The organism is Photorhabdus machadonis, assembly GCF_052657765.1.
This window is the reverse complement of sequence record NZ_CP199761.1, coordinates 178,246-190,382: the sequence shown is the minus strand read 5'-3', so window position 1 is coordinate 190,382 and position 12,137 is coordinate 178,246. Positions and strand designations below refer to the sequence as shown.

Sequence of the window (12,137 nt, the reverse complement as noted above, 5' to 3'; positions counted from 1 at the left end):
AAATCGTACTTTACATAATATTAAGTACGACTCTGGTTCTCGAGATTATTTTACTTATCACGCATCCCGGAAGGTTATATGCAACTTCTTCCAGACCACAGTTACAAGATTATTGGCTTTTCTCCCAAGATCAGCCCAGCTTACCGGCAAAAATTGCTGTCATTAGGCATGTTGCCCGGTTCCTCTTTTCATGTTGTCCGTTTAGCGCCTTTAGGCGATCCGATACAAATTGAGACCCGTAGAGTTAACCTGATTCTGAGAAAAAAAGACTTGGAATTTCTCACATTAGACAACGTCCAATGCAATGCATAATCCACTGCAAGCAATAAAACTGTTACTCCTAATCTGGCACCAAGAACATGAAAGCACTCACTATTGGCTTAATCGGCAACCCCAATGCCGGCAAAACGACATTATTTAACCAACTTACTGGTGCCCGTCAACGTGTAGGCAACTGGGCAGGCGTCACGGTAGAACGCAAAGTTGGCCGTTTTACCACTGAAGACCATAAAATTGAGCTGGTTGACCTGCCGGGAACCTACTCTCTGACTACGATTTCTGAACAAACATCACTCGATGAGCAGATAGCCTGCCACTACATCCTGAGCGGTGATGCTGACATGCTAATTAACGTCGTAGACGCTTCTAACCTTGAGCGAAATCTCTATCTAACATTACAACTGTTGGAATTAGGCATTCCATGCATTGTTGCGCTGAATATGCTGGATATCGCTAAAAGCCAGCATATTCAAATCAATATTGCGGAATTGGAGAAGCACCTTGGCTGTCCAGTCATTCCAATGGTTTCAACCCGCGCAACCGGACTCAATGAACTAAAACAAGCAATTGACCGCCATAAACAGAATTCTGCGCAGTCACTGATTCGCTACCCTGATTGCTTGTTGCAAGAAGTTGATCAGCTATCTGGTACAATTTCAGACGATTTTAATGCTCAACAACGCCGCTGGTTAGCCCTTCAGATACTTGAAGGGGACATTTACAGCCTGGAGCGTTCCGGCCTTACGACATTAACGCTGGCCGAATCCAAGGAACGCCTGCAACAACAACAATACGAAGAACCGGAACTGGTTATTGCCGATGCACGCTATCAAAGCATCAACACATTATGCATGGTCGTGATCGACAGCCAAAAAGCCATGCCAAACAAACTCACCCAAGCAATTGATAACATCATCCTCAATCGCTGGTTGGGTGTGCCCATTTTTCTGGCTGTGATGTATTTAATGTTCGTACTCGCGATTAATATCGGTGGTGCATTGCAGCCTATTTTCGACGCAGGTTCTATCGCTGTTTTCATTCATGGCGTTCAATGGCTTGGTCATACATTACATTTTCCTGAAGGGCTGACTATTTTTCTCGCGCAAGGTATTGGCGGCGGTATCAACACGGTTCTGCCACTGGTACCACAAATCGGTATGATGTATTTGTTCCTCTCTTTCCTTGAGGACTCCGGTTATATGGCACGAGCGGCATTTGTTATGGATCGTCTGATGCAGGTTCTGGGGCTACCGGGCAAATCTTTTGTCCCATTGATCGTTGGCTTCGGTTGTAACGTACCCTCAATTATGGGTGCGAGAACCCTGGATGCACCGCGTGAGCGCCTGATCACGATTATGATGGCACCCTTTATGTCTTGTGGTGCACGGCTGGCCATCTTTGCCGTTTTTGCCGCTGCATTCTTTGGCAAAAATGGTGCAACCGTAGTTTTTTCCCTTTATATATTGGGTATTGTGGTGGCTATCCTGACTGGCCTGATGCTGAAATACACCATTATGCGTGGTGAAGCCTCACCATTTGTGATGGAGCTACCGGTTTACCATATTCCACATCTGAAAACCCTGCTGTTGCAAACATGGCAACGCCTGAAAGGTTTTGTTATCCGTGCAGGTAAAGTCATTGTTATCGCCAGTATGTTTATCGGTGCACTCAACAGCTTCTCCTTCTCCGGTAAAGCCGTGGATAGCATCAACGAATCAGCACTGGCTTCGGTCAGCAAAGTTATTACACCACTGCTACAGCCAATTGGCGTTCATGAAGATAACTGGCAGGCCGCCGTGGGACTGATAACCGGTGCGATGGCAAAAGAAGTGGTTGTCGGGACACTGAATACCTTGTACACCGCAGAAAGCATTACAAATAAGCCATTTGATGCAGATGGGTTCAGCCTGCTTGGTGAACTGAAAGATGCTGCTGGTGAGACCTGGGAAAGCCTGAAAGACACCTTCACTTTGAGCGTACTCTCCAACCCAATTGAAGCCAGTAAAGGCGACGGAGAGATGGATAGCGGTTCTATGGGAATCATGAGTACAAAATTTGGCTCCGCTATTTCAGCTTACAGTTATCTGATCTTTGTTCTGTTATATGTGCCTTGTGTTTCTGTGATGGGCGCGATCGCGCGTGAAACAAGCCGTGGTTGGATGACATTCTCCATTCTGTGGGGACTGAATGTGGCTTATTCAATTTCAGCCCTGTTCTACCAGATGGTGACTTTCTCACAGCATCCACAAAGCAGCCTGATCATCATTCTGACCGTCGTTCTCTTTAACGCACTGGTGTTCTGCTTCCTGCGTCGGGCGCGCAGCCGCGTGACCATGAAGTTAATCAACAACCCGGGAAATAGCTGCCACTGCTCCAGTGGAAACTGTCACTAGGAATTAAAAATGATTAGCCTGTTACAAGTAAGGAACGCAGTCGCTCTAAATGGACGGGCAGATGCCACGCTGTTGAGCCGCCAGCTTTGTGCGTCCGTACAGATGATTGCCGCTATGCTTGAACAGCTTACCGTGATGGGCAAACTGGAAAAGGTTGATGCAACTGCTTGCCTGAGTGGCAGTTGCAAACAATGCCCTGAAACCCAGAAATGTGATACGGCGGTTTATCGGATCGCCAAGGTACGTTAGATACTGGTAATAGCAATTGCCTGCGGCATTGATTGAGGACAGTTTTAAATGCACTATTTTACGAGTTTCGTTTGGCTCTGATCGCGGCTTTCTTTTTTTCCATTCGCAATTTTGCTTCTTGACGGGACAAAAATTGTGATTCGCCTGCCGCTAATTTTTCAAAAGCAGCATCTACTTCTGCCTTTAACCACTGCTCATGTTCACCTAATTTGCGTTGCCCTTCCGCAAGACTTTCAACAAATGTCCTACAGACATCGCTGAGTGTTACACCTTTCCTCTCTGCTGATTGTTGAGCCAGCCTTTTGGTTTCATTGCTAATGCGGAATTGGATGCGGGATTCCATAAAAAAACTCCTTCTAAGAATGCACTGATGTTAGCACAATTGTGATGACAAAAAGTTATTTTTCTATTTCCAGGAGATTACATTTGGATTCTATAGCGTGTTAGCACACAAAATTATAAGATCAATTAATATACAAATATAGATCGTAATTAGAGAATTTTATGATAAAATTTATACTCAAAATGGAGGATTTATGGCATTCAAAAGTCAATTGCAAAAAAGCAAAGCCTCATCGCGAAGAGGATCATCCGCATCTATCGTAGTCTCACAAACCTACAAACAATCTACAAATTCTCAAGAATTATCCGTGAGGATTTCGTCAGACATTCTAGATAAAATTGAAACAACAATTGGCGGAAAAGTCGATGTTCTATACGATCAAGAAGAAGATTTATGGATGATTAATCCTTATGGAGATAATGGATTTTCCATATCAGGAAAAAAAGGAGCAGCTACTGGATTGGTTCGTTACACACTTAAGAAAGGACATGCGAGATTCACAGAAGATCAAACACTTCTTCCAATCAAACGTGAGTGTGATGAAGACAGTCTCTTGTATGAAGATGGAGGAGTCATTTTTAAGTTGGTTATTGAAGACGAAAAAATGTAAGGAGATGCTCCATGGAAGATGATATATCTCTGGTCTGGGAACTTAATGTTCTAAATGATCGGGAAGATATTTTTGAGTATCTATATGAATTTAGCCCGATTTCAGCAGATAGAACTGATGAAATTATTGAGTCCGTAGAGGATATTTTGATATCAAGCCCTCTTGCAGGCGTCTGTAAGGAAGGGATTCAGGGAAGATGTTTCATACTCACATCCGTTCCCTTTAACATCTATTACGATTTCGATGGAAGGGTAATCAGAATACTTCGTGTTCTACACCAGAAACAGCAGTTTCCAAAATTAGCTGCTTCTTATTAACGCTCTGTTAATCTCAACCCGTAAAATCGAACCGCCGCATCCATGCGGCGGACGTTTTACTCTTCCAAACCACGCCGATAATAAGTTTGTTACATTATCAGCCTAAAAACGATTCTTTTCTGACAAAATCAATCAATAATTCAACAAATTCATCAGGATGAGAAATAAAAGGCGCATGGGCGGCATGACGCATCATCGCTGACACTGAACGCGGCCATTTCTCATCAAGAATACTGATCATTTTTCTTGGCACCAAACCATCCAGATAACCGTAAATACGCAGGAACGGTATGGAAAGTTCAGCCAAAGGTTCTCTTAAATCTTCGGTACGCAAAATTTCCAAACCAACATTAAGCACTTCAACCGAAGGCATCGGCTGCGCCAATACAACGGATTTCAGTAACCGCGCATCCTGACGGGCGCTGGCTGTACCCAATGTCTGCAAAGCAAGAAAACGCTCCACTGTGCGCTGGAAATCTTCACTAAGCTGATGTTCGAAACCGCTCAAAACCTCAGGTTTAATCCCCGGCCAGTCACCTTCTGCACTGAAATGTGGTGAAGACGCCACAGTAATTAATCCGGCAACCTTATGCTGATGGTTAAGCGCAATCTGGCTGGCAACCAACCCACCCAACGACCAACCCAGCCACAACGCATTTTCAGGCGCATACTGCCAGACTTCATCCGCCATCTCATCAAGGCTCATCGGGCCGTATTTCTGGCTGCGACCATAACCCGGTAAATCCACCAGATGTAAACGAAAATGCGGAACACATCGCATTTCAATGGAACGCCAAACTTCCGCATTCAGCCCCCATCCGTGCAGCAACACAAGATCACGCGAATCTCCCGCAGAAGTCTGCCAAAACAGATCAGCCATTGTTATTCTCAACTTTATTTGCCATCAAGGAAGAAACCTATGCTAACAATGGTTGGGTACTGTTGGCTATGCCGTCAGCCTCTTTGGTTTCCACATCATGGAATATGCAGCTTTTGCAACAAACGGCTGAAACGTCTGACAAATATGTGCCCTCGTTGTGCACTGCCTTCAGAATTAACTTCACTGCCTTGTGGGCGCTGTATCAAGACCCCCCCGCTCTGGGAACAAATGATCGCGATTACCGATTATCGCCCACCATTGAGCAGCCTGATTCGCCGCTATAAATATCACAGCACGCCACAACTCGCGTCAGTTCTGGCGCGTCTGTTTCTGCTGCACTGGCAACAAGGCTATCGTGATGGACGATGGTATAAACCCAATATGCTGCTCAGTGTGCCACTGCATCGGCACAGGCGCTGGAAACGGGGATTTGATCAAGGTGGATTAATCGCAAAGCAACTATCAGAATGGCTACAATGCGATTATCAGCAAAGCATTCTGCAACGGACGCGTGCTACACTACCACAAAGAAATTTATCAGCGGCACGTCGTAAAACTAATCTCAGGAAAGCGTTCCGGCTTTGTGGCCCCGTCACAGGACAACACATAGCCATAATTGATGATGTGATTACCACCGGTGCGACGATGACCGAAATTTCTCGTTTGTTAATTCGTGCTGGCGCCCGCTCAGTGCAGGTCTGGGCAATTTGCCGAACCTTGTAGTCAAGATGAGAATGGGCGTATTATAACCAACTATAGCAGTCAACTATTGAGCAAATGATATGATTAATATTACTGAAGCAGCGCAAGCTCATTTTGCCAAATTACTGGCAAACCAAGAACCGGGTACACAAATTCGCGTATTTGTCATCAATCCAGGAACACCTACCGCTGAGTGCGGCGTGTCTTACTGCCCGCCGGATGCCGTTGAAGCGACAGATACTGAACTGAAATTTGATAAACTGTCAGCTTACATTGACGAACTAAGCGCTCCCTTCCTTGAAGAAGCAGAAATTGATTTTGTCACCGATCAGCTTGGTTCTCAGCTAACATTAAAAGCCCCTAACGCCAAAATGCGTAAAGTTTCTGATGATTCTCCCCTGATCGAACGGGTGGAATATGTCTTACAATCACAAATTAACCCACAATTAGCGGGTCACGGTGGTCGCGTCAGCCTGATGGAAATCACTGATGAGGGCTTCGCTATCCTTCAGTTCGGCGGTGGCTGCAATGGTTGTTCAATGGTCGATGTCACCCTGAAAGAAGGAATTGAAAAAGAGTTGCTGAACATGTTCCCGGAATTAAAAGGTGTCAGAGACTTGACTGAACACCAACGCGGTGAACACTCTTATTACTGACAACTGACTTTCCCGTTCGGGTAACCGTCGGGAAAATGTCACTACAAAATAACCTAATGGAATAATCTCTAAGTTCTAAGGGCAATTCAGAATATATATGGAACATTTTCAAACAATCAGCCCTGAGCAGGCTTATCAACATTGGCAAGATAAATCCGCCATTATGGTGGATATCCGCGATCCACAGAGCTTCCGGGCCGGTCATGCCTCTGGGGCCTTTCATTTAACCAATGACACATTAAATGAATTTATGTTGCAGACCCATTTCGAGCAACCGGTCATGGTCATGTGTTACCACGGTCACAGCAGCCAGAGCGCCGCTCAATATTTACTGAACATGGGTTTTGAAGCGGTTTACAGTATTAATGGCGGCTTTGAAGCCTGGCAGAGAGACTATCCTCAAGCTGTTGATTCCTTATTACATAATCTGGCATAACAACACCTCATGATCCACGTAATCGCTATTTCAAACCCGCGTCTGGCGCAAGCTTTTATTGATTATATGGCAACCCATCAAGTACATCTGACTATGCGTCCGAGTCACGATGGGCAGCACGTAGAACTGTGGCTGGAAGATGACACTAAACTCGCCATCGTTCAACAAGAGCTGGAACAATTTACTTGTGACCCACTGAACGAACGTTATCAGGCGGCCAGTTGGCAATCCGGCAATGTGAATCACTCATTGAAATACCATAACAATCTGAATTGGCAATATTTGAGTCGTCAGGCTGGCCCATTAACAATGACAGTTCTGATCCTGAATATCGCCGTTTATCTCTGGATGCAATTCGCCGGGGATTATCAGGTTATGTCCTGGCTAGCCTGGCCTGACAACAGTCAACATCTGGAGCTATGGCGTTGGGTTACTCACGGTTTACTGCATTTCTCACTATTGCATATCATCTTTAATCTAATGTGGTGGTGGTATCTTGGCGGACAAACAGAGAAGCGCCTTGGTACAAGCAAGCTGTTTGTTATCACTATCGTTTCTGCGGTTTTCAGTGGCTGGGGACAATCCTTATTCAGTGGCTCTCATTTTGGCGGTCTTTCCGGTGTTGTTTACGCGTTAATTAGTTATGTCTGGTTTACCGGTGAACGTGCACCTGAGCGCGGCATTGGCATTCCCCGCGGCTTGATGGCTTTTTCGATCCTCTGGCTGATGATTGGCTACTTCGACACGTTTGGACTCGCTATTGCCAACGCGGCCCATTTTTCCGGTTTAATTATCGGCTTACTGATGGCGCTGTGGGATAACCGTCATACCTTCAAAAATAACACTCACAACCGGCATTTTTAAGCACATTAGGGGACTATCGTGAAACAAACTCAACGGCATGATGCAATAGTTGAGCTGGTACGTCTTCAGGGCTATGTCAGTACTGAAGAGTTGGTTGAACACTTTAATGTCAGCCCCCAGACTATCCGCCGTGATTTGAACGACCTGGCAGACAAAAACAAAATACAGCGACATCACGGCGGTGCCGCATTGCCATCCAGTTCAGTCAATACCGCTTATCATGACCGCAAAATCATGTGGTCAGAAGAGAAAGCACGTATTGCCCAACGTGTTGCCAGCCATATCCCGGATGGCGCAACGCTGTTTATTGATATTGGCACGACACCCGAAGCCGTCGCCCACGCACTGCTAAATCATAAAAATCTACGGATTGTCACTAACAACCTCAATGTAGCTACCCTCTTGATGACAAAGGAAGACTTCCGTTTAATCCTGGCGGGTGGGGAGATTCGTACCCGTGACGGGGGGATTATCGGTGAAGCTACACTGGATTTTATCTCCCAGTTTCGGCTCGATTACGGCATTCTCGGCATCAGTGGTATCGATATGGATGGCTCTCTGCTGGAGTTTGATTACCATGAAGTACGCATTAAACGCGCGATTATCGAAAATTCCCGTTGCGTCATGCTGGTGACTGACCATTCTAAATTTGGTCGCAACGCTATGGTCAATCTGGGTAACATGAATCTCATTGATTACTTATTTACTGACCACTCCCCCCCTCCAAGTATCCAGAAAGTCATTGAACAACATAACGTTCAGCTTGAGATCTGCTGATAATTTTCTCTCTATTTGGGGATAACGCTATCCCCAACATCCCCTCCCCGTTCCACGTCATCCCATCTTTATCGCATTCAAATTAATACCATGTGAATTATATGGTAATGATAATATTTGTTACCTATATCACGCGAACATGTTTTTTCTACGTAAATAGTTGGCTATTTATGGATTTCTGATTACAATTGTGAGCGAAAACGAACATTAAAGAACTGTTTCGAACATTTTAGGGGGATGCATGGAAACCAAAGACTTGATTGTGATCGGCGGCGGGATCAACGGCGCCGGTATCGCGGCAGATGCCGCTGGCCGGGGACTCTCTGTTCTGCTGCTGGAAGCGCAAGACTTAGCTAAAGCCACTTCATCCGCCAGTTCAAAACTGATCCACGGTGGCCTGCGCTATCTGGAACATTATGAATTCCGTCTGGTCAGCGAAGCGCTGGCAGAACGTGAAGTTTTATTGAATCTCGCACCACACATCGCTTTCCCGATGCGTTTTCGTCTGCCGCACCAGCCACACCTACGCCCGGCATGGATGATCCGCATTGGTCTATTCCTTTATGACAATTTAGGCAAACGCGTCAGCCTGCCGAGCAGTAAAGGGCTAAAATTCGGTGCTAATTCCGTTCTAAAACCAGAATTAGTCCGCGGCTTTGAATATTCCGACTGCTGGGTTGATGACGCCCGTTTAGTTGTCCTTAACGCTCAGGAAGTCAAAAAACACGGTGGAGAAGTCCGTACCCGAACAAAAGTTACCCGTGCATGGCGTGAACAAGATGGCTGGATGGTTGAAGCCGAAGATCTGCGAACAGGTAAAACGCATACCTGGCATGCAAAAGGTCTGGTTAACGCCACCGGTCCTTGGGTTAAAGAATTCTTTGACGATGGTCTGAAACTGAAATCACCTTATGGTATTCGTCTGATCAAAGGCAGCCATATTGTAGTACCAAGAGTGCATGATGAGCCGCAAGCTTATATTCTGCAAAACGAAGATAATCGTATTGTATTTGTGATTCCCTGGATGGATGAATTCTCCATTATCGGAACAACCGATGTGGAATATAACGGCGATCCAAAAGAGGTGAAGATTGACGATCAAGAGATAAACTATCTGTTGGAAGTCTATAACAATCACTTTAAGAAGCAAATTAGCCGTGAAGATATCGTCTGGACCTATTCCGGCGTACGCCCACTGTGTGATGACGAATCTGATTCACCTCAGGCAATTACCCGTGACTACACACTCGATATTCATGATGAGCAGGGCAAAGCGCCATTGCTGTCTATATTCGGCGGTAAATTGACCACTTACCGTAAGCTGGCGGAACACGCAATGGAGAAGATGATGCAATACTATCCAAATGCCGGAAAAGCCTGGAGCAAAAATGGTCAATTACCGGGTGGTGACTTGGAAGGCTGCGATCGCGACGGTTACGCCCGCTTACTGCGTAAACGCTATAACTGGTTACCGGAAGGCGTTGCCGTGCGCTATGCCCGTACTTACGGCAGCAATAGTGAACTGATTCTGCAAGGTGCCAACAGTCTAGCTGATCTGGGTGAATTCTTCGGCCAAGGTCTATATGAAGCAGAACTTTGTTATTTGGTTAACAATGAGTGGGTTGTTGAACTGGATGATGCAATTTGGCGCCGTACCAAATTGGGTATGTGGCTGAATGAAGAACAGAAACAGCACATTGCAGTATGGCTAGCAGAGAATGCGAAGCTATTGTGAACAAAAATTAAATTGACGTAAACTTCAGGCGCAAAATATATACTGCGCCTGTTCTTGTTCTCTATTTATGCTCACCCAAATTGCAACTAAAAATATCTCAGATGGATAAATATAATTTTATTACTTATTATTCCAGTAACCATTAATACAAAAAATATAGAAATTCTATTATTAAATATTAAAATTCATAGTAATAATTAAATTAACAAAGATAGACTAATAATCTATTGAAAAAAGAATTTCCACTCCATCTTTACCTCCAAAGGGTACTCCCGCCGACATCAGACGGGAAGGGAGCGAATCCCCGGGAGCATAGATAACGATGTGACCGGGGTGAGTGAGTGCAGCCAACAAAGAGGCAACTTGAAAGATGACGGGTATATATTATTTAGGCAGGACTGTACCTTACAGAATCTCCACCTAATTCAGCAAAAAGTGTTACCTCTATGATGACGTTCTGGCGGTGTACCCTTGATTAGGATGATTTGGTGTTTGTGGAAATGCCATAAGTAAATATTGTTTATCAAGCAGTGGCTTTATATGTCGTTGTCTAAGATTTTTCGCGGAGCGATTAAGTAGCACACTTAGCACATCAATACGAATATAGTGAGAATAACAAAGTTCCGTAATAATCAGTTGCATTTGTTCCGGTTCTAATCGTCGGTTTTCATAGGCCGGTTTTGCAATTTTTTGCAATTTTTCTCTTAAATCTGATGTCATGTGCTCTAAGTTATCAATAAATGGCAGGCTAAACGCAGTAGGAATGAGGCGCCCTAACTCGTCCCGGGTGATTTGAATACTTGAAACCGCATGAGACAAGCTGGGCTCCTTATGAGGCAAGCTGGGTTCCTTATGAGGCAAGTTGGACTCCTTATGAGGCAAGTTGGGCTCCTTATGAGGCAAACTAGTCTCCTTTTGAGATAAGTCCAATCCATTGTTAACACTATTTATTGTTCCAGAGGAAAAAATCTCTTCTGGATTTGGTAACGACATACCCGGTAATGTGTAGGATTTGTTGCGCTTTTCACCAGACGAAACCAGAAGCCCCTTACGTTCAAGGCGAGGAAAAGACAAAGTAACCTCCCGGGAGTGTAGAGTTGTTAGCTCACAAGCCCGTTGATGATTAATCCACCCTTCTACAGCAACTGTAGCTAAAATCACTCGATCAAGATTTTCTAATTGTTCAAATTCGCTTCCAAACCTGAGTCTCAACTGCATTAAAATATTTTCAGGGATCAAGCTAGCAGTAGGTAACTCCAACAAGGTTTGCTCTGGTATCTGGCGCTCATGTAAATTGGGTCGACGCCAGTCGGCAGAAGACCATCCACTATATATTTTAGGTAACCCTGATCCGGCCCGTTCTCCTAAACCAATTAGCAAAAACATTTGATGCATGATCCTGTTCCGGCAGTCGCTATCTCCACCTTTAATTGCAAATTCAATCGGTACTCTCATTAATCCGGGATTACGAAAGCCAAACATATCAGGTCGTTTCACAACCAATATGGACACCCTGCCGGTAAAATCTGCATGCACTAATGTATTAACCAATGCTTCACGTAACGCAATATGGATTAGTGTGTCATCTTGACGCTGACCATGGATGGATTATTAACGGTATTAAATAAATCGGATTTTATTTTCTCTACGTTTTCAACACCAACTGGCGTGAATTTACCTTTTTTTTCTTTCACCCCAAAAATAACCCAACCTCCACCGCTATTCGCCATAGCACTATAACTTGGCCAAAAATCGCGGGGCAATTCGCCTTTGCCATCTCTGCCATTGGCTAATTTGAATTCAACTTCGCTGGTTTCAACCAATGTCTGGAGATCGAGTATTTCCTGTAGGGTTACGCCCATCGAATTATTTCCTTACTGCCCGTCTATTCTGTTT

The 12,137-nt window shown here is 44.8% G+C and carries 15 protein-coding genes; 11 read left to right on the top strand and 4 right to left on the bottom strand.

Going from position 1 to position 12,137, the window contains the following annotated elements:
• The first annotated feature begins 78 nt into the window (after positions 1 to 78).
• Genes feoA through ACUN2T_RS00960 form a run of 3 tightly spaced genes read left to right on the top strand, consistent with a single transcriptional unit; the run spans position 79 to position 2,921 of the window.
• Positions 79 to 312: a ferrous iron transporter A gene (gene feoA / locus ACUN2T_RS00970; RefSeq protein ID WP_350305812.1), complete on the top strand. Its 234-nt coding sequence runs from the start codon at positions 79 to 81 to the stop codon at positions 310 to 312.
• Positions 313 to 359: 47 nt separating this feature from the next.
• Positions 360 to 2,672 carry a Fe(2+) transporter permease subunit FeoB gene (gene feoB, locus ACUN2T_RS00965; RefSeq protein WP_445495823.1) on the top strand — a complete coding sequence of 771 codons (2,313 nt, stop codon included), beginning with the start codon at positions 360 to 362 and terminating at the stop codon, positions 2,670 to 2,672.
• A gap of 9 nt (positions 2,673 to 2,681) precedes the next feature.
• Complete coding sequence (locus ACUN2T_RS00960; RefSeq protein ID WP_445495821.1) at positions 2,682 to 2,921, top strand: FeoC-like transcriptional regulator; 240 nt, start codon at positions 2,682 to 2,684, stop codon at positions 2,919 to 2,921.
• 58 nt (positions 2,922 to 2,979) lie between these two features.
• Here ACUN2T_RS00960 and ACUN2T_RS00955 read toward each other — a convergent pair whose 3' ends face one another.
• A complete protein-coding gene (locus ACUN2T_RS00955; RefSeq protein WP_445495820.1) occupies positions 2,980 to 3,264 on the bottom strand; it encodes a type II toxin-antitoxin system RelB/DinJ family antitoxin in 285 nt (94 codons plus the stop codon).
• Between the two features lie 193 nt (positions 3,265 to 3,457).
• On the opposite strand from ACUN2T_RS00955, the gene ACUN2T_RS00950 reads away from it, so the two are divergent.
• Both ACUN2T_RS00950 and ACUN2T_RS00945 read left to right on the top strand, forming a co-directional pair.
• Positions 3,458 to 3,874, top strand: coding sequence for a hypothetical protein (locus ACUN2T_RS00950; protein ID WP_445495819.1), 417 nt, complete (start codon positions 3,458 to 3,460; stop codon positions 3,872 to 3,874).
• 11 nt (positions 3,875 to 3,885) lie between these two features.
• Positions 3,886 to 4,191, top strand: a complete 306-nt coding sequence (locus ACUN2T_RS00945; protein WP_445495818.1) for a type II toxin-antitoxin system RelE/ParE family toxin — start codon at positions 3,886 to 3,888, stop codon at positions 4,189 to 4,191.
• 97 nt (positions 4,192 to 4,288) lie between these two features.
• Here the strand turns inward: ACUN2T_RS00945 and bioH are convergent, their stop codons facing one another.
• Complete coding sequence (bioH, locus tag ACUN2T_RS00940) at positions 4,289 to 5,071, bottom strand: pimeloyl-ACP methyl ester esterase BioH (protein WP_445495817.1); 783 nt, start codon at positions 5,069 to 5,071, stop codon at positions 4,289 to 4,291.
• 39 nt (positions 5,072 to 5,110) lie between these two features.
• Between bioH and gntX the strand changes: the two genes are divergently transcribed.
• The 6 genes from gntX (at position 5,111) to glpD (ending at position 10,241) form a co-directional block, all read left to right on the top strand.
• Positions 5,111 to 5,794 carry a DNA utilization protein GntX gene (gntX, locus tag ACUN2T_RS00935; protein ID WP_445495816.1) on the top strand — a complete coding sequence of 228 codons (684 nt, stop codon included), beginning with the start codon at positions 5,111 to 5,113 and terminating at the stop codon, positions 5,792 to 5,794.
• A gap of 59 nt (positions 5,795 to 5,853) precedes the next feature.
• Positions 5,854 to 6,429: a Fe-S biogenesis protein NfuA gene (nfuA, locus tag ACUN2T_RS00930; protein WP_445495815.1), complete on the top strand. Its 576-nt coding sequence runs from the start codon at positions 5,854 to 5,856 to the stop codon at positions 6,427 to 6,429.
• 97 nt (positions 6,430 to 6,526) lie between these two features.
• A complete protein-coding gene (glpE, locus tag ACUN2T_RS00925) occupies positions 6,527 to 6,865 on the top strand; it encodes a thiosulfate sulfurtransferase GlpE (RefSeq protein WP_445495814.1) in 339 nt (112 codons plus the stop codon).
• A gap of 9 nt (positions 6,866 to 6,874) precedes the next feature.
• Entirely contained in the window at positions 6,875 to 7,729 is an 855-nt protein-coding gene (glpG, locus tag ACUN2T_RS00920) for a rhomboid family intramembrane serine protease GlpG (RefSeq protein ID WP_445495813.1), read from the top strand.
• Positions 7,730 to 7,747: 18 nt separating this feature from the next.
• Positions 7,748 to 8,506 (top strand): DeoR/GlpR family transcriptional regulator, encoded by a 759-nt coding sequence (locus ACUN2T_RS00915; RefSeq protein ID WP_445495812.1) that lies wholly within the window; start codon positions 7,748 to 7,750, stop codon positions 8,504 to 8,506.
• 241 nt (positions 8,507 to 8,747) lie between these two features.
• Positions 8,748 to 10,241, top strand: coding sequence for a glycerol-3-phosphate dehydrogenase (gene glpD / locus ACUN2T_RS00910; RefSeq protein WP_445495811.1), 1,494 nt, complete (start codon positions 8,748 to 8,750; stop codon positions 10,239 to 10,241).
• Positions 10,242 to 10,685: 444 nt separating this feature from the next.
• Here glpD and ACUN2T_RS00905 read toward each other — a convergent pair whose 3' ends face one another.
• Positions 10,686 to 11,792: a hypothetical protein gene (locus tag ACUN2T_RS00905; protein ID WP_445495810.1), complete on the bottom strand. Its 1,107-nt coding sequence runs from the start codon at positions 11,790 to 11,792 to the stop codon at positions 10,686 to 10,688.
• Positions 11,793 to 11,815: 23 nt separating this feature from the next.
• Complete coding sequence (locus tag ACUN2T_RS00900; protein ID WP_445495809.1) at positions 11,816 to 12,103, bottom strand: AlbA family DNA-binding domain-containing protein; 288 nt, start codon at positions 12,101 to 12,103, stop codon at positions 11,816 to 11,818.
• Positions 12,104 to 12,137 lie beyond the last annotated feature (34 nt).

Bases quoted from the DNA above. Each gene is read 5' to 3' on its own strand.
- feoA (WP_350305812.1), top strand. From the start codon at position 79: ATGCAACTTCTTCCAGACCACAGTTACAAGATTATTGGCTTTTCTCCC.
- feoB (WP_445495823.1), top strand. From the start codon at position 360: ATGAAAGCACTCACTATTGGCTTAATCGGCAACCCCAATGCCGGCAAA.
- ACUN2T_RS00960 (WP_445495821.1), top strand. From the start codon at position 2,682: ATGATTAGCCTGTTACAAGTAAGGAACGCAGTCGCTCTAAATGGACGG.
- ACUN2T_RS00955 (WP_445495820.1), bottom strand. From the start codon at position 3,264: ATGGAATCCCGCATCCAATTCCGCATTAGCAATGAAACCAAAAGGCTG.
- ACUN2T_RS00950 (WP_445495819.1), top strand. From the start codon at position 3,458: ATGGCATTCAAAAGTCAATTGCAAAAAAGCAAAGCCTCATCGCGAAGA.
- ACUN2T_RS00945 (WP_445495818.1), top strand. From the start codon at position 3,886: ATGGAAGATGATATATCTCTGGTCTGGGAACTTAATGTTCTAAATGAT.
- bioH (WP_445495817.1), bottom strand. From the start codon at position 5,071: ATGGCTGATCTGTTTTGGCAGACTTCTGCGGGAGATTCGCGTGATCTT.
- gntX (WP_445495816.1), top strand. From the start codon at position 5,111: ATGCTAACAATGGTTGGGTACTGTTGGCTATGCCGTCAGCCTCTTTGG.
- nfuA (WP_445495815.1), top strand. From the start codon at position 5,854: ATGATTAATATTACTGAAGCAGCGCAAGCTCATTTTGCCAAATTACTG.
- glpE (WP_445495814.1), top strand. From the start codon at position 6,527: ATGGAACATTTTCAAACAATCAGCCCTGAGCAGGCTTATCAACATTGG.
- glpG (WP_445495813.1), top strand. From the start codon at position 6,875: ATGATCCACGTAATCGCTATTTCAAACCCGCGTCTGGCGCAAGCTTTT.
- glpD (WP_445495811.1), top strand. From the start codon at position 8,748: ATGGAAACCAAAGACTTGATTGTGATCGGCGGCGGGATCAACGGCGCC.
- ACUN2T_RS00900 (WP_445495809.1), bottom strand. From the start codon at position 12,103: ATGGGCGTAACCCTACAGGAAATACTCGATCTCCAGACATTGGTTGAA.